This is a genomic window from Streptomyces sp. NPDC001914, assembly GCF_042891215.1.
GTDB lineage: Bacteria > Actinomycetota > Actinomycetes > Streptomycetales > Streptomycetaceae > Streptomyces.
Genome location: NZ_JBIASW010000026.1, coordinates 19,374 through 37,094 on the forward strand (window position 1 = coordinate 19,374; position 17,721 = coordinate 37,094).

At 69.5% G+C, this 17,721-nt stretch carries 7 protein-coding genes; 3 read left to right on the top strand and 4 right to left on the bottom strand.

All coding sequences use genetic code 11. The annotated features are described in order from the left end of the window. Positions 1-32: 32 nt before the first annotated feature. The 4 genes from ACFYYF_RS39155 to ACFYYF_RS39170 all read right to left on the bottom strand — a co-directional run bounded on the left by ACFYYF_RS39155 (position 33) and on the right by ACFYYF_RS39170 (position 11,832). The gene (locus ACFYYF_RS39155) at positions 33-5,135 is read right to left on the bottom strand and encodes a class I SAM-dependent DNA methyltransferase (protein ID WP_388783673.1); all 5,103 of its coding nucleotides are present in this window, start codon (positions 5,133-5,135) and stop codon (positions 33-35) included. 22 nt (positions 5,136-5,157) lie between these two features. Beyond that, entirely contained in the window at positions 5,158-8,049 is a 2,892-nt protein-coding gene (locus ACFYYF_RS39160; protein ID WP_388783676.1) for a DEAD/DEAH box helicase, read from the bottom strand. A gap of 136 nt (positions 8,050-8,185) precedes the next feature. Next, positions 8,186-9,442, bottom strand: coding sequence for a protein kinase (locus tag ACFYYF_RS39165; protein WP_388783679.1), 1,257 nt, complete (start codon positions 9,440-9,442; stop codon positions 8,186-8,188). A gap of 194 nt (positions 9,443-9,636) precedes the next feature. Next, a complete protein-coding gene (locus tag ACFYYF_RS39170) occupies positions 9,637-11,832 on the bottom strand; it encodes an N-6 DNA methylase (protein ID WP_388783682.1) in 2,196 nt (731 codons plus the stop codon). 233 nt (positions 11,833-12,065) lie between these two features. On the opposite strand from ACFYYF_RS39170, the gene ACFYYF_RS39175 reads away from it, so the two are divergent. From ACFYYF_RS39175 to ACFYYF_RS39185, 3 genes are all read left to right on the top strand, one after another. After that, positions 12,066-13,292 carry a DNA sulfur modification protein DndB gene (locus ACFYYF_RS39175; protein ID WP_388783684.1) on the top strand — a complete coding sequence of 409 codons (1,227 nt, stop codon included), beginning with the start codon at positions 12,066-12,068 and terminating at the stop codon, positions 13,290-13,292. Between the two features lie 121 nt (positions 13,293-13,413). After that, entirely contained in the window at positions 13,414-13,983 is a 570-nt protein-coding gene (locus ACFYYF_RS39180; protein ID WP_388783687.1) for a hypothetical protein, read from the top strand. A 172-nt stretch (positions 13,984-14,155) separates the two neighbouring features. Beyond that, positions 14,156-17,719, top strand: coding sequence for a HelD family protein (locus tag ACFYYF_RS39185; RefSeq protein WP_388783690.1), 3,564 nt, complete (start codon positions 14,156-14,158; stop codon positions 17,717-17,719). Positions 17,720-17,721 lie beyond the last annotated feature (2 nt).

Consider the following 17,721-nt stretch of genomic DNA (forward strand, 5'->3'; position numbering starts at 1 on the left):
GATGCGCCCACCTGCGCTATCAGGAGCGGCACTCAGGCCTCGCGGCTCCCAGGGGGAGTCCAGCGGCCAGCGGCGATTTCCTTGTCCAATCGAGCTTGGAAGTGCGCGTGTGCGGCACGCATCTCGGCCTCGCGGTCCGCCTTGTAGAACGGAGCAGCGTAGCCAACTGGCGGCGGAGCGGTGGCGGGACTCTCCAAGTGGGCCAGCAGGTCGAGGTAGTCCTGCTTGGTTTGCTCATGGCCGTAAGTGTTGTAATTCGCGGCCAACTTTCTGCCATTCGCGTCGAAGTATGTAGCCGACTCGTAGTCGGAGAGCACCGGGAAGCGAGAATTATACGTTGCCACTAGTTGGTCGGCTGAAATTCCGAGCCAAACCGAAACGAGTGCGTCAATTTCGACGAGAGCCGCGCGACGCTCGTACTCCGTCCGGAGCGGCGTTTCGTATTCCCAAGTGGACTTTAGGTGGCTTGTGAGTGGCGCAAGGTGCGGCCAGTGTGGATTAGCCCAGGCCTCGTACCCGGGCCAGGTGGATTGGAACAGTTCCTCCCAGAGAGGTGCGTAGGCGATGGTTACGGCATTTAGGCGAAGGGTGCGAACAAGGAGAGGTTGTGCTAGTGGGTGGTCGAGCTCTGGGGCGGGCATCTTGGAGGCTTCACCGGTCTGGAGGTCGGACCGCCCAGTAATGCGGAGTAGGTAGTCCAATGCGAGGCTGGCCCAGAAGCCCGTGTTGAGTACAGTGGCGCGGTTATTTGTGAACGCCATGGAGTGTACGGCGTTAATGTGTGTTGGTCCTGGCGGGATCAGAGCGGCGTAGAGACTGCGCTCTGCGCCGGTGAGATCCATTCGACGTCGCCAGGCGAGACGGTAGTGTAGAGGAAATGGCTTACCTTCCCACACTTCCTGTGCTGTGGCTACCTGGAAGCCTTTGGGAGTGGTGGCGTGAATGTAGTTTACGCGTGGCGTGAACTCCGAAGACATTCCGAGAGGAGGAGTCTCCGACCAGTCCAGATGGTTCTTGCATTTTTCGTTAGGTTGTTTCTGGAAAGGAGTGGAGTTTCCGATGTGTGGTCCTTGCAGGATGACTTCCGCGAGGGACGGGGGCGTCTCGGTTTTCCATTTGATTTGCCCGTCACTCTTGGCGGACTTTTCGTGGAATCCCGAGCTGATGTGGTGCGGGACTTCCGAGACTTGTGATCTGAATGAGGCCAGAGCGGAGATGGCTCCTCGTTCGTGGATTGTGACTGGATAGAGGAGTGGTGTCTCGCGTACGGGAGACTTCGAATCTCCCGTTAGCGCTCGCCACTCCTCCAATAGCGTCTCTTTTACGTGAATAAGTCGATCTCTGTGAGGTCTTACATCCCAACTCCCGTTGTGTTTGATTCCGGGAATGTCCAAGCTTTCGGCGCCGGAGAGTGATTGAAGGATCGTGCTAGGGGAGAAAATCCAGCTGGCATGCACAAATTCGGGAGAGCGTGAAGAGCCGTAGATGTGAACGCCGAAGTTTCGAGTTCCTGCCACGTCTTCGAATAGCTGCAAGCGATTGGAGAAGTAGATATGAAATCTTAGGTGCTCGTAGGCTGCTGCCCGAAGGCGCCGCTCCCGACTCCCGGCGAAATGGGTGTCTGGATGGATTAGGCCGCTGATGCCCGAGGTGTTGCAGTTTTTCCAGACCTGGGACATGAAAGCGCGGTAAAGGTCAGGCTGCGTTCCTTCCAGGAGTGGAAATGTTGTTGCGCTGGACAAGAAAGTGACATTGCCGGAATTGGAGGCGAGTTCGCTGATGAAGTAATTTTGTCCGTGAGAGGGGCTGCCGATTAGGGCAGACTTCCGTTCGTGCCATGTGTGAGTGCTAGGCTTATCGGCAAGTTCGAACCAGGGTTCCAGTTCAGCGAGGACGAGGTTTTCCTTCCAGTCAGGCCGAACCCAAGGCGGATTTCCCACCTGTAGATCAAACCCGCCCCGAGCACCGAAAACCTGCCCGAACTCCAACTCCCAGTGGAAGAACCCCTGTCGCTCAGCCACATCCCGAGCAACCCCCGCCCACGGATACCGCGACTCCAGCGAATAGAACCGCTCCATGCCCATCCACTCGGGCAGCTCGTCCTCGTACCGCTCCAGCGCGTCCAGGGTGTCGAACTGGGCCACCAGCGAGTCCGCGGCCACGACCTGCGTGCCCAGCAGCGACTCGGCGAAGTCCAGCCAGTCGTCCAGCGAGGCCAGCGCGATCACCGGGCGGCGCTCGCCCCGGATCTGCTCCTTACGGCTGCCGCCCCTCGCACCCTTGGACTTGACCTCGACGACCTGGACGTCACCGAACAGGTCCTCCGACTCGTACGTCTCCCGCGCCGACGCACTCGACTGGGCCGGGACCGGGGCCGCCGACACGGTCCACCCCGCCGACTGCGAGGCAACCTCCGCCGCCCGCGCGTACGACTCGTGCGAACCGTCCAGCAGCGCAGCGCTCTGCACAGGCCAGAACCACAGTGCGCACCACGCGTCCATCAGCGTCTTCAGGCGCCAGTACGGGGTGTCGACCGCCTCCAGGTCGGCCTTGACCTTCTCCCTCGGGACGGCGACCTCGGGCGAACGCAGCCAACCGTCCTCCGCGCCCCAGACGTCGATCCGCCGCGAGATCTCCCGCTCGGAGATCTCCAGCCGGCGGACGACCAGCCCCCACAGGTACTCCGCCCGCCGGGCAAGGCCTTGCAACCGCTTGGTCTGCGCGGGACTCGGCGACTTGGTGATCGCCTTGCGCCAGGCAGCCAGCGCCTTCGACTCCTCCGGGGCCAGCGCCTTGGCCTCCTTCTCGGCCGCGACCGCGCCCCACTCCTTTGCCGGGAGGAGGAAGTGGTGGACGGAACCTTCCGGCAGCTCGGAGCCCGCCAGGGCTTCCGACAGCGGGAAGCGTTCCGGGGTGGTGCCCAGCCAGCCGCCCTTCTTCAGGCTCTCGGCGGAGTACACCTCCCGCCTCCCGCCGATCAGCGAGTTGCCCCGCCGCAGGTGCAGGCCGAACCACGGGGCCTCCATGCCGGGGTGCATGGTGTTCAGCCAGAGCGAGACCTCCGCCAGCTCCACCGCCGTGTTGTTGAGGTCGACGCCGTAGGAGTTGTGCAGGGCGATGTACGCCTTGGCCTTCTGGAGCTCGACCGCGTACTTCTCCGTGTCGACGGCGACGCCCAGCTCGTCCTGGCGGCGCCGCAGGTACTCCGCCGCGACCTGGTTGATCGCCTCGTTGAGGAACGCGCCCGAGCCGAGCGCCGGCTCGCAGATCTTCCAGTCGAGGAGTTCGCGCGCCTCGGTGACCGTGTCGTCCTGGTCCAGGCGGTGCTGCAGAGCCAGTTGGACCGTCACCCGGGTCAGCGACTCGGGCGTGTAGTAGGAGGCCGACGTCTGGCGGTCGCGCCCGGAGAGGCGGTACACGAACGCGCCCGGCGCGTACCGCACGCGCTCCTCCGCGCCGGTGTCCTCGTCCTTCTGGCGGACGAACACCTCGTCCGGGTACTCGTCGGCCTTCGTCGCCGGGACCAGCCAGGAGCCGTCCTTCGGGTCGCCGTTCTTCGCGACCTCGTACAGCTCCTCGCCCGCGACGAAGCCCGAGTAGGACATCAGGCCCTCGTACACGGCGCCGAGCTGGTTGATGCCGAGCTGGGCGTAGGAGATGAAGCCGCCGCGCTCGCGTTTCTTGCCGCGGGTCAGCATCAGCAGGCGCAGCACCCGGTACAGCGTCTCGTTGCGCAGGCGGGTGTCGACGAAGCGCTCCCCGCCCGGCTCACCCTCGCCGCCGGCGTCCGCCTCCGTGTCGACGCGCGGGTCCGGGACGGTGTCCCGGCCGATCAGCCGGATCGCCTCCGGCTCGAACAGCTTGGAGTGCAGCGGCTCGAAGCGCAGGCCCATGTCCTCCGACGTCTTCGCGGTCACGGCCTCGGCGGACTCCGCGTCCACGCCGTGGGTGCGGCGCGGGCGGTGGCCCTCCTGGACCTTGCGGAAGAGCAGGTCCAGCGACTCGTAGAGGTAGAAGCCCTGGCGGGACTTCTCGTCGACGAGGTCGCGTTCGGCGATCAGCTCGCCGAGGCGACCGAGGCCGTAGCCCATCTGGTACTCGGGGTAGTCCGACGGCAGGATGCCCAGCTCGGGGCGGGCCTCCGCGTAGAGCAGGAACAGGACGCGGTACAGGTAGCGCAGCGACTCGCGGGTCAACTGGCGGCCCAACTCGGGGAGTTCCTTGACCTCGTCCGGGCGGACGCCGGCCTCGCGCAGCCGGTCCAGGACCTCGTTGGCGATCAGTTCGACGCTCAGCCGCAGGCCGTCGCGGAGTTCGCTGGAGACGCCCACCGCGTGCTTGGTCGACTTGTCGAGCAGGGAGGCGAGGGGGTTCTCGCCGCCCTCCTCCGGGGTGCGCAGCGAGTCGGCGCCGAACAGGGCGGCCACCGTGTCGAGTTCGCCGCCCGCCTTGACGTCGTTGCGCTCCAGCGCCGCGTCCAGCGAGACCGCCAGGTAGCGGCCCTCGCCCCACGCGGCCCGGTCGGCGAGCACGACGACGCCGCCGACCAGCAGCAGGACGTAGCGGGGGGCGTCCTCGCAGGCGAACAGGAAGGAGGCGAGCTTGGAGCCGGTGGTGATCGTGTGCTGGCCGTCCAGGCGCAGCTCGTCCAGGAGGTGTCCGGCGCCGTCGGGGTCAAGCGCGTCGTCGGGCTCGGCGGACCAGCCGCAGTCCAGGGCGACGAGGTCCTTCTCCGCGTGCGCGACCTTCACCTCGTGGGACTGGTCGGCGCGGACGACGGTGAGCGTGCCCGGCTTGGCGTCGAAGCCGAGGGCTTGCAGCACCTCCGCGTTGAGCGCGTGGACGCGGTCGCGCCACTCGGGGGCGTCGTACGTCACGGCGTCGTCACCGGTCGCCGCCCGCTCCTCGTCCATCGTGAAGTAGGAGCGGGCCGCGAAGTAGGGGCGGCGCAGCGCCCGCAGGCCCGCGCGCGGGGTGACGGGCAGGGCGCCCTCGGGCCGCTCGGTGCCGGCGGCGTCCTCCTCGCGCTGCTTCCATTCGGCGAGCAGGCCGGACTTGAGGTCCTTGGGGAGGATCTCGGCGAGGTAGTGCGCGGAGAAGTAGTCGCCGCGGTTGACCAGGCTGTCGTACGTCATCTTCGTGTACCTCTGCGGTCGGTCAGGCGGCGTGGGCGGTGGCGGGGGCCAGGACGGCGAGCACCCGCAGCATCGGGCGGCCGGTGGTGAGGAGGGAGTCCGCGAGGGAGGCGAGGCGTTCGCGGGTGCCAGTGGGCGCGGCGGCGTCGTTCGCCAGCGTCGGCTGCTCCCAGGAGCCCAGGCGGGTCTTGTACTCCTCGATGGGGGCCCTGAGCGGTTCGTTCCATGCGGCGCGGTGCCGCTCCAGGAACGCGTCCGCGGTGTCCAGGACGCCGGGGATCGCCTCGGCGAGGTGGGCGGGGTCGTGGGCAAGGCCCGGGTTCGCCATCGTCGGGCCGACCTTCGCGCGGCGCAGCACCGCCACCATGTCGTCGTCGATCTCGCCGGCGGTGGTGACGGCCATCCACTTGACGACGGTCGGGCGGCCGAGCGCGTTGGAGTAGATGCCCTGGACGAGGTACGTGGGCTCCGGCACGTCGGCCGTCAGCACCGGGGCCTCCTGGCGGTCCAGGCGGACCAGGACCTTGTCGGTGAGCCACTCCATGACCGGGTGCAGGTCGGTCAGCAGGGAGATGTCGGGCCAGCTGGAGGTCGCCGAGGCGCGGGCGCGCGTCAGGCTGTGGTCGGCGAGCCGCCGGTTGAAGGTGACCTTCAGACGCTCGCGCAGCCCCTGCTCGCGGATGTAGTCCGGGGGCAGCGCCTTGAGGCGGTGGACCAGGTCGGAGGGCGGGATGAAGGAGAGAAGGCCGGTCTCGGGGTCGGCGGACAGGTCCAGCCGGTCGTGGGCGTCCGGGTAGACCTCGCGCAGCGCCTCGTCGAGGAACTCGCGGGCGGAGGCGAACAGCCGGGGCACGTGCGCCCGGGGCACCGCCCCGGTGCCGTCGCCGCCGTCCGCGCCGGCGGTGGCCGCGTCCTCCTCCGGTTCTTCGTTCACGGCGCCGAAGAAGTCGGCGAGGAAATCGTCCACGCCGTCGTCGGCGCCGTCGCCGGAGGTGCGGTCGGCGTCCAGGGACTCGTCCACGGTGCGGCCCCGCAGCAGGTCCTGGATGAGGGACTTCTCCTCGGCCTCCGCCCGGTACAGGCCGGAGACGGCCTCCGCCGTGCCCAGTGACTGGTGGGCCTGCGCCTCGCGCTCCAGCAGGCGTTCCGCGACGAGCGTGTCGTCCTTGGCGCCGTCGACGGAGCTGGTGAGGATCAGCGCCCTGAACTGCGGCTGGTGCGGCTGCCCGTAGCGGTCGATGCGGCCGTTGCGCTGCTCGATGCGGATGAGCGACCAGGGCACGTCGTAGTGCACGAGCTGGTGGCACTGGCGGTGCAGGTTGACGCCCTCGGAGGCGACGTCGCCGGTGAACAGGATCCGTACGGGCGTGTCCGCGAGGCCGAAGTCCTCCACGCACTGCATCTGCTGCTCATCCGACAGGCCGCCGTGCATGACCCGGGCCGCCTCCTGGGCAGCCTTGCCCTTGAAGCCGAGGGCCCCCGGCACGGTCCGCGCCAGCCACTCCAGGGTCTGCACCCGCTCGGAGAAGACCACGACCCGCTTGTCGGACCTCGGTCCGACCCTGATCTCCCGCAACTGCTCCAGCAGGGCGCCGAACTTGCCCGAGTCCTCCTCCGCCATGCCCGAGGACAGCTCCAGCAGTCGGTGCAGGGCCGCGCGCTCGGCGGCCGTCGACTCCGGGTCGTCCTTCTTCTCCAGCGTCTTGATGCGCGTGCTGACCGTGGACTTCAGCGCCGCGTGGGAGGAGAGGAAGGACTTCAGCAGGGTGTACGGGAACAGGGGGACGTCACTGACCGACTTCGAACCGTCGGACGGCAGCCAGACGGCGGCCAGTTCGTCGAAGACCTTTTCCTCGGCGGGGGTGGCCGTCACCCGGATCGAGCGGGAGGGGCCGCGGTCCGCCCACTGGCCCTTCATCTGCTCGCGCACCTCGGGGCTGACCTTGGTGCGCCGGATGAACAGGTGCTTGATGTCCTCGGCGCGGTAGTGCTCGGGGTCGCGGATCGCGGCCGGGTCGAGCAGGGAGATCAGCTCGGCGAACGAGCGGGCGTCGCCGTTGTGCGGCGTCGCCGAGGCCAGCAGCAGGGCGTCGGTGTGCGGGGCCAGCGTGCGGGCCAGCTGGTTGCGCAGGGAGCCCTTGTTGATGAGGTTGTGCGACTCGTCGATGACGACCGCGTCCCAGGTGATCCGCTCCAGGTGGTGCTTGTACTGGTCGGCGTTCTTCAGGGTGTCGATGGAGACGATGACGCGCTTGAAGTACGTGAAGGGGTTGCGGCCCGCGGGGATCTCCCGCTGGATCCGCTCGATGCCCACCGAGTCCAGACGCACCAGCGGGATCGCGAACCGTGTCCACAGCTCGTGCTGGAATTGCTCCAGGACGTGCTGCGGGGTGACGACGAGGATGCGTTCGCCCCGGCCGCGGCGGATCAGCTCGGCGAGGGTGAGGCCGATCTCCAGGGTCTTGCCGAGGCCGACGACATCGGCGATGAGCACGCGGGGGCGCAGGTTGCGGCCCGACAGGGCGAGTTGGGCGGGGCGCTGCTGGTAGGGGAGGGAGTCCAGGAGGAAGGAGTCCGCGAGCGCGAGGCCGCGCTCGGCCTGCGGCAGCGGCGTCTTGCGCAGGACCGCCTCCAGGAACAGGCGCGAGCGGCGGAAGTTTGGCGAGTCGTCCCGCACCAGACGGGTCCGCCGCGGGTCGAGCAGCTCGATCCGGTCCAGGCCGGTGAAGAACACCGCCTCCTGGTCGCGCACGAAGTCCGAGGCGCCGACGGCCTCGATCCGGGCGCCGTCGTGCTCGGTCCGTGTCGCGTTGCGGACCAGCCACACCTCGTCCCGTACGAGGATCTGGGCGCCCGGCGGGAACTGGGCGTCCTCGCCGCTCGTCGCGGGAGCGGTGCTGAGGTCGGCGGTCACGCGGGTGCCTCCTGGGCGGTCGTATCGGTGGGGTGGGTGCGTTCTGTCACGGATGGTCCGGTGGCGTGACCGTCGAAGCGGCGGGTCGCGCGGACGAGTGGCCGTTGTGTCATGTGCCGTAGGCCGGCTGCGGGTCTCAGAAGGGAGCGCTCGCCGCGTACGCGGCTCTGAGTCGTTCCGCTGTCTTGCGGGCCTGGACGGAGTGCCGCGGCGTGTTCGTCGAATCCCGGGGCCGCCTGGACGCCGTGGGCGGGCGGCCCGGCGCCGGCTGCTCGCGGCGGGAGCCGTCGGAGGGATCCTCCCTGACCGTAGGCGTGGGGGCAGGTGCCTCCTGGGTCGCCGGGTCGGCGAGGTCGGGGACGGTCTCGACCACGGTGGGGGCGGGAACGGGCGAGTCGGGGAGGGGAGAGGCGGGAACGTCCTGGGCGGCGGTGGTGTCCGCGTCCGGGACGGCGCTCGCGGGGGTGGGCCACGGGAGGGTGGGGGAGTGGTCCGCGGACGCGGTCTTGTGCCGTTGCCCTGCGGTGTGCGCGGTGAGCCTGCGACGGGCCTGGGCAATCTTCATGCCCTGGGCCTCGATCACCGAGCGGCACTGCTGCACCACGTCGGTCAGCGAGGGCCGGTCCGCGGCTTCGTGGGCGAGCATGCCGGTCAGCAGCGGCAGCAGTTCGCCGGGCACGCCGGACAGGTCCGGGGCCGTACCCGGGTCGGTGACGAGGTGGAACACCATGTAAGGGGTGGCCGCTTCGTGCGGGTAGTGACCCGTCGCGCCGAAGAGGAGCAACGCGCCCAGCGCGTACACGTCCACGGCCGCCGTCAGGGGCTTCACGCCGGCGGCCTGCTCGGGAGCCATGCAGATGGGAGTGCCGACGACCTGATGGGGAGCGGTGAGGGAGACATGCGACTCGGTGAAGGCGGCCAGGCCGAAGTCGATGATCTTCGGGCCGTTCGGTCCGAGCAGGACGTTGGCGGGCTTGAGGTCGCGGTGGAGCAGGCCCTGCGTGTGGACGGCCGACAGCGCCTCGGCGAGGACCGCACCGAGCGCGGCGGTGAGGACGGACGGGAGCGGTCCGTGCGTCTTGACGTGCCGGGCGAGGTCCGGGCCGTCCACGTACTCGGTGGCCAGCCAGGGCCGGTCCGCCTCCGCGTCGGCCCCCAGGAACGCCGCTATGCGCGGGCCCCAGATCGTCTTGAGCACCTCGATCTCCTGCGCGAACCGCTGACGCGACTCGGAGTCCACGACCGCAGGCTTGATCACCTTCACCGCGGCGGGTTCACCGCCGAGCGACTCCCCCAGGAAGACCTGACCCATGCCCCCCTGGCCGATCCGGCCGAGGAGTTCGAAGTCGCCCAGCGAGGACGGGTCTTCGGGGTTCAAGGGCGTGGTCTGCACGTGAGTCCTCGGAATTCGGTCGTTTCAGGCGTCTGATCAGCCGCGATGCGCGCCTGGAGACACCGTAGTGGATGAGGTCGGGGGCAGGTACATGGATTGTGGAACCGAGGTGTCAACCTTTCCGGGTGGAGAACTCGTGAAGAGTGCAGCCCAGGTGTGGTGGGGTGACTGCGGTTGCGGCGGCGCCGCTCTGACTAGGGGGACGAGTGGTTGCTGCGCGGATGTGGGGCCGCCTCTTGTGACGGCAGCAGCTGCCCGCCGGTCAGCCCGCCGGCCAGCAGCCGTGCCATGTCCTCGGCCAGCCGCGTCGCCCGTCGGGTCTCCGCCCGTAGCGCGTGCACATGCCGGAACGCCTCCCCGTACCGCCGCTGTTCCTCGAGCGGCAGCAGAGGTACGCGCAGCCGGCCCGGGTTGACCATCAGGGCCGTGCTGCCCGTCGAGGCGCCCGCGATGTTCTCCTCCGCGCCCAGGAACCCTGCGAGGAACCAGGGGTCCAGGCGGGCCGGGTCCGGGCGGAAGAGGTGGACGTTGCCGAGCAGTGCTCCGGCGTCATCCTCGCTCGCGACTCGGACCATGGGGCCGTCCCCGCCGACCATCACTCGCACGAGGACGTCCCCGGCGGCGATCACGGGAGCGGTGTTGTCGTACGGTCCCCTCGGGGCTCCCGTGGGGACCGAACCAGACGCGATGTCCGAGCTGGTGAGCACGGGCCGGGTCTCCGGATCCCCGCCCTCGCCGCTCTCTCCCCGCGTGGCCTGTGAGCGGGTGCGCGCGGCTTCCGGCAAGGGGCGCAGCAGGGTGACCGCTCCGCCGCGCGTCAGATCGGACGTCGTCGCCGTCCGCCATTCGCGGGCCGAGGTTCCCGCGGTGCTCCAGCCCTCGTGGCCGACCGTCCGCGTGAGGGACTTCGCGGCCTCGACGAGGTTCCCGCGGGCCGTGTCGACCTGCGCCGACAGTTGCGCCGGATCGATCTCCGCCCGTGAGGCCCGTACGAGTCGCGCAGGGGTCAGGTCCACCACGTCGTCCAGCAGGTCGACGACACTTGCCGCATGCGCGACACCGGGCTCGCCCTCGAACCTGTCCGGGTTCTGCGTGAACGCCTGCCAGGCATCCAGGGCTCGTGCCGTGGTCTCGTCCCAGTCCACGGACGCGGACCGGCTCCCGCCCCGCGTCCGCGCGGTCGTCGCCGTCCGCTCGCTCCCGGCCGGCCTCCGGTTGTCCGTCGTCGTGTCCACGAACAGCACCGACTTGCGTTCCGGACCGCCCGGCTCGGGGCGTTGCAGCACCCAGATCTGGAGACCGACGTGAAGGGGGACCGCCGCGCCGGGCGGTAGCGCGATCACCGCGCGCAGAGCGCCGCTGCGCACCAGCTCCGCTCGGATGCGGCGGCCCGATGCGCGGCCTGCCATGGCGGGCGGCAGGATCAGCGCCGCGTGACCGCCGGGCGCGAGGTGGGCGAGCGCGTGCTGCACCCACGCCAGCTCCGACTCGGCGCGCGGCGGTACGCCGTACGCCCAGCGGGGATCGTAGGCGAGCTCGTCGTGACCCCAGTCGCGGACGCCGAACGGCGGGCTGCACAGCACCGCGTCGACGAGCAGGCCGGGGAAGGCGTCCGAGCGGAGGCTGTCGGCGGCGCGCACGCTGACCGTGGCCTCCGGAGCCTCCAGCATCAGCCCGACGGCGCTGCGCCGGGCCTGCACGGGAAGCATGTCCTGGCCGTACAGCTCGCGCGCGCCCCGGCGGGCGGCGGCCGCCAGGAGGGTGCCGCTGCCGCAGGCCGGGTCGAGTACGCCGGCAGGGAGCCTGGGGAGCAGGCTGGCGAGCAGGTCCGCGAGCGGCTCGGGGGTCAGATATGCGCCGGACGCGGCGCTGTCCTCCAGCTCCCGTTCCGCGAGCACGGCCAGTGCTGCCTGGCCGCCCTCGTCGCGTACGCACGCGTATAGCCCGCGCAGCACCTCCGCGTCAGCGGCCGAGAAGGCCACGGGGTCAGCGGTCGGCACGGCGTCGGCCGCGGCGGACGCCTCACGCTCCGCGCGGGCGACGAGATCCGCGTCCGGCAGATGCGTGGCGGCCGTCAGCTCCTCGGGCGGCAGGGTCGCCGCTGCCAGCACGAGGAGCGGCAGGTCCGACGTGACGCCGTCGCCGCCGTTCTGTCCGTGTAGGCGCAGGAGCGTGCGCAGTTCCTCCGACGGGCTGGCCGCCGTGGCGTGGCCGCGCGAGGCGAGCCAGGCGCGCACCGCCTGAAGGTCGTACAGCGGGCTGCTGTCCGTCCCACCGGAAGGCGAGGGGAAGTCGTCGTGCCGACGGCGCCAGTTGCTGACCGTGGCGCGCGTGACCCCCGCGATGCGGGAGATCTCGGCGGCGGTCACCTGGGCGGATGACTCGGACATGGCTGGAGTCCTGGCTCTCTCGATGACGGACGTCAACAACCTACAGCATTCGTGAAATCTGTATTCCTGTTTGACGCTGCTTTCAGTGTCATGCTTATCTGTGATTGCTTCCACTGGGAAGCGGTCGTCCGTCAGGCTCGCTGCTGAGGCTGCCTGCGTGCCGTATCGGCGCGGAGGGCGACATCGTGCAGCGGGTGCCGTCGTGCCCGCTCGGAACACTCCGGGGGAGTTCCATGCGCCTCACCATGCCGACCGGCGTCATCGAGGGGACCCAGCTCGCCGTCATGCCGTTCCGCGAGGACGCGGTCGTCGGAACGATGTCCGTGCCCACGCTCGTCCAGCTCGTACCGTCGCCGCGCGCCGAGGAGGACCCGAGGAAGCTGAAGGCGGCCTCGGGCCTGGTACGGCGTCACGCGGAGCTGAGGGCGACCGTGCAGCGGACGCTGAAGTCGTCGCAGAAGGGCAGGAACGTCGCGCCCTATGCCGAGTACATCGCCGCCGGTCTGAAGGGCGAGCTGGGGGCCGCCTGGTCCACGCCTCCGGTCACCCTGTGGCACGCCGGACCGCTCGCCGCCATCAGTGACGAGCTCGTGCCGGGCAGCGGCGTGCGCACGCTCACCGTCACCCCGGGCACGATGGTCGTGGCCATCGACGGCGAGACGCAGACCGCCGCCTGGCACGAGCTGTACGACGACCCCGAGACGTACGGTCTGACGTACCCCGAACTCGCCCGTGTGCGCGTCCCGTTCGAGCTCTACGTCGACATCGCCCCGGCGGACGCGCGACAGATCTTCTACGACCGCAACGTTCAGGGCGTGACCGTCGCCAAGAACCTGGCCATGTCCATGGACCAGCGGGACTTCGGCACCCGGCTCGCGCACGTCGTCGCCGACTCCGTGAAGGTCGAGGTCGACGGACAGTGGGTGCCGTTCGGCGGGCTCGTCAACTCCAGCAAGAGGCAGGTCGCCGCCAGTGACCGCGAGGTCGTCACGCTCTCCGCGTTGCGCGCCCTCGTTGTCACCGCCATCTACGGCAAGGGCGGCCTCGCCCGCACCGCCGAGTCGGTGCACGAGGACGAACTGCCCGTCGGTACAAGGGCCGAGGAGGTGGAGGCCGTGGTCGTACCGCTACTGGCGCGGCTGATCTCCGAGCGGTTCCCCGCCTTCGCCGCGCGCAGCGCCCTCACGGCGCCCGCCGTCCTCGCGGGCGTCGGCACCGCGGCCCACCACACCACGCCGTGGAGCGAAGCCGCCTCCCGTATCGGCGCCGACGAACTGGACCGTCTGCTCGACGGCATCCGCTGGGAGCGCGAGGCCGCCTACTGGGACGGCGTCGCCGCCAAGGCCGGCACCTCCGGACGGCTCAACTTCAGCGGTGGCGTCAAGGACTCGGGCGGTCGCGTCGCCGACGCGGTCCTCTACCCGGCCACCGAGGCGGGACGGAAGATCCGCGGCCTCTGAGCCGCATCGCATCCACCGCGCGCGCCACCCGGCATCACGCGCGCCAGACCCGATGACAGCGCACGGTCGCTCAGCACTCGGCGGCCGAACCCACCACGCACAACGGAAACGGAGCACAGCCATGACCTTCCAGACCCCCGCACCCCAGCCCGGCGGCCCCCAGTACGCCTCTGGCCCCGGAACGCCCGCCGATCCCGGACAGCCCGCGCGGCCTCGCAGACGGTGGCTGAAGTACGGGGCGGTCGCTCTCGTGTCGCTGTTCATCGGAGTCGGCATCGGTGCGAGTGACGGCTCGGCTGAGACGGACAAGGGGGCGTCGGCCGGGACGAAGGCGGCTCCCCGCCCCACGGTCACCGTCACCAAGACCGCCGCGGCGGCCGACCCCGAGCCGGCGCCGACCGTCACCAAGACGGTCGCCGCGAAGCCGAAGAAGGCGAAGGAAGCCGGACCCGCGAGCACCTTCTCCGGCGAAGGCGAGTACGTGGTCGGCGAGGACATCAAGGCCGGCACCTACAAGACGTCCGGCCCCGAGGGCGAGTTCGGCTGCTACTGGGAGCGGGCGAAGAACGCCAGCGGAGAGTTCGGCGCGATCATCGCGAACAACAACTTGGAGGGCCCCGGCCGGGTGACGCTCAACGCCGGCGAGTACTTCAAGACCAACCGGTGCCAGGAGTGGAAGAGAGTTGGTTGATCGCACCTGCGACGGGTCGCTATTGTCCGATGAATCGTGACAGCCCGTGAAGTGACGGGCGTCACTACAACCAGAATCGGCCAAGCGGAGTCAAGGAATCAGCCATCCTCCGGCGGCCCCTCCCAAGGCGGTAAGACCACATCCCTGATCTGGAAGGGGCAGTACGGACAGCATGTCGAAGCACGCGCGACGGAGAGACGTCCTTGCCGCTGAGCAGCAGGCCGTCGACCACGCCTATCGCTGCTTGGAGAGCACCCGGCGGGAGGCCGCCGAGCTTAAGAGCGTGGGCGCCGCCGCCAGCGGCAAGGACGCGATCGACGTCAACCGGTCCTGGCAGCAAAAGCTGGACAGCCTCGATCTCGGCGGGAGCTCCCTGGTGTTCCTGCGGGCCGACGTCGACGAGGGGCCCGAGCGCGAGACCTTCTACATCGGGCGCAGGTCGGTCCTCGACGCGAGCGGCGATACCGCAGTCGTCGCCTGGAGCGCCCCGGCGGCCGTCCGATGGCGATTGACGAGCGAGCAGGAGCCCGGAGACGTACGACTGCTGCGTCAGATCGTCTGCGACGGTCAAGTCGTCAAGCGTTACTTCGATCTGCACGGAGCCGAGGCTGCCGACCGGCAGCCCTCGCCCGTGCAGCCCGTCCGGAACGACACGGGGAGCGAACCTCGGCCGCAGCCCGCGACGGGCGGGGGCAGCGACATGGCACCTGCCACCTCGCTCGACGAAGAGGAATGGCGCGACCCCCTTCTCGACGAACTGGATCGTGCTCGCGACGGCGCGATGCACGACATCGTCGAGACCATCCAGCGCGAACAACTCCGCCTCGTCACGGAACAGCCGAAGGGCGTACTGATCGTCCAGGGCGGTCCCGGCACCGGCAAGACCGCGATCGGCATGCACCGGGTCGGCTGGCTGCTCGATAACGAGCACATGGCGGGCGGCGACATGCTGATCGTGGGTCCCAACCGGGGCTTCCTGGACTACGTGGGAGCAACGCTCGTGGAACTGGGCAGCAACGGCGTGACCATGCTCGAACTGCCCGCCCTGTGGTCGGGCGGTGCCGCGCCCCGTGACCCGCACGAGGTCGCCGTCCTCAAGTCCGACGCCCGCATGAGCCGGGTCCTCCAGCGGGCCGTCGACGGCTACACCACGAGCACCGTCGAGCGTCTGGAGACGCTCGTGGGCGGGCCTGTCTTCACGTTCGAGCTCCGTCGGCGCGAAGTGGTGGTGCCGGTCGCCGAGATCGCCGAGATCGCGGCTGCCGCCCTCTCGGGGGACAGTCCCTATCGCGTGCGACAGGAGCGCTGTGCCCAGCGCATCACGCAGCACCTCACTCAGGCCTATACCGGGCTGCTGCCGGGTCCCGCCGACGCCGACTACTTCACCGAGATACGTCAGTTGCGGCCCGTCGTCAGACTGCTGCGCCGCATGGCACCGATCCTGACGGCTCGGGACGTGCTGCGTCGGCTTCTCTCCGGGGGCATTGCCATGACCTCGGCCGCCACAGGGATCCTGACTCCCGCTGAGCAGTCGGTGCTCGTAGAGCACCATGCCGAAGCGGTCCGCGCCCGGACGGTCGACGACCCCAGTCTCGAGGATCTCGTCTGCCTCGACGAACTGGAACACATCCTGTCCGGGCGTCCGGAACGGACATACGGCCATGTCGTCCTGGACGAGGCGCAGGACCTCACTCCGATGCAGGCACGGTCTCTCGCCCGCAGGTGCCCGAACGGTTCCATGACCATCCTCGGAGACCTCGCCCAGGCGACCGGGCCCTTCTCGTACCGTGACTGGGAGGAGGTCGGCACGACCCTGACCGGCAGGGACGGCTGGCGCGTGGCGGAACTGCTGACCGGATTCCGAGTACCGGGCGAGGTTATGGACCTTGCGCGCCCTCTGGGCGCACACTGCGCACCGGGCATCGCGATACCTGATTCCGTGCGGCGCACCGGGGTGAAGGTGACCGTCTCGGACGGGGCCGATCCCGCGAAGCGTGCCGCCCGGCACGCTCGCGAACTGGCCGTGGGTTCCGACGGCCGGTCGGCCAGCCGCACGACAGCGGTGATCGTCCCGGGGGCAGCCCCATGGCAGGAGTCAGTCGCCGCGGAGGTGGAAGCCGTCGACGCGGTGTCGGTGCTCACGGCGGAGCAGGCCAAGGGGCTGGAGTTCGATCACGTCGTCGTGGTCGAACCCTCCGCGATCGCCGCCGACGATCCCGTCGGACTGCGCCGTCTGTACGTGGCGCTCACCAGGTGTACCCAGTCGCTGACGGTGGTCCACCATCGGCCCCTGCCACGGTGGATCGGAGGCCCGGTGAAGCCGATGCCGACCCCTCAGCAGTTCCTGGCCCAGGTCACCGGAAGGAAGACACCGGACGGCGGAACCGGGCTGTGCACCCGCTACCGGGCGGAGGGCACGCGGTGCGACAACGAGACGCGTCAGTCCGACGGCTGGTGCCGGCAGCAAAACTGCGGAGGTTTCCGTACGGCGGAACCGCTGCCCCTCGGAAAGACGAGTTACCTGCGGGTTCCGAGGAACGCCGACGCTGCGTTCCGGCTGGAGCTCGCTCCGGAGAACGTGGCCGACGTGCGCATCAACTCGACGGCTTGTGGCTCGTTCGTGGCCCGGCACCGAGGCGGCCTCGGAGAGGCCGCCGTTGAACTGCACGCGATGCTCGGCCCGTTCCTGGCCGAGGGGCGGCACATGCGCTTCAAGGATGGCTGGTTCCTCGATCTGATGGGTTACCGGCTCGTACTCGACGGTGACGCGCGCACCGTGACCGGTTACTCATCCGTGCACCCCGAGCGCAGCTATGCCCAGGTGGCGGCGGGAGTTCCCTCCCGGGTGGGGCAGGACGCGCGAGCCGAGCGCAGGTCGGCCCTCACCTCGCCCGCCCCCGACCCCGGCCCGGAGCACGTCGACGATTCCGCCCTGCGGAGCCTGGCTCCCGAGGATCTGCACATCACCGCGCGTGCCTGCGTCGGCTACGAGCGGCTCACCGAGTCCCGTGACGTGCCGGACCACGAGTTTCTCAGGCTTCTCAGGGAGGAGCTCGCGGCTGATCTGAGGAACGGGCGTACCGAGTCGGCGCGACGCCGCCTCTTCGTCGACGGCGAACGGTGCCAGTGGTCGATCAGCTCCGACGGCCGGGTCCTGACCGCCGTCCGCAAGACAGGAACCGAGATCCATCGGGGTCCGACCGTCGAGGAGACGGGCATCCCCGAGCACGAAGGGGAGGACATGCCGACGACAGGCACCGAGGTCGAGCCGGTGAATATCGGTGCGGGAACGGCGAACGCCCTTGGCCTGGCCGACGCGGTCGCCGCACGCGAACGCGCGAGGCGGGCGGACCGCGCGCACGAAAGCCTGCGGCATCGGCTGCTCGCCGATCTCTACGAGTTCTCCGTTGAGGCGGGGGACAGCGCCCATGTCGACGCCTGGAGCCTCGCCCCGGACGGTCTGACCCTCTTCGAGGTGGTGGGCGACGAGGCCTGCGGCTACGAGCAGATCAAGGCAGCCGCCGTGCATCTGCTGGAAGCGGCCTTTCTCCATCCACGAGGGCAGGCCGAGTATCTCGTCATCGTGCTCCGTGAACCCCCGTCCGAGCCATGGATCGCGGATGTCGCCCAGCGCGCGTTCAGCGTGGGGCTCGCATGGCGTGACGGCGGCGGCTGGGCCGGCCCCGACGCGGGACGTGTCACCGGTACGTCGCCCGACGGGGACGACTTCCAGTGAGC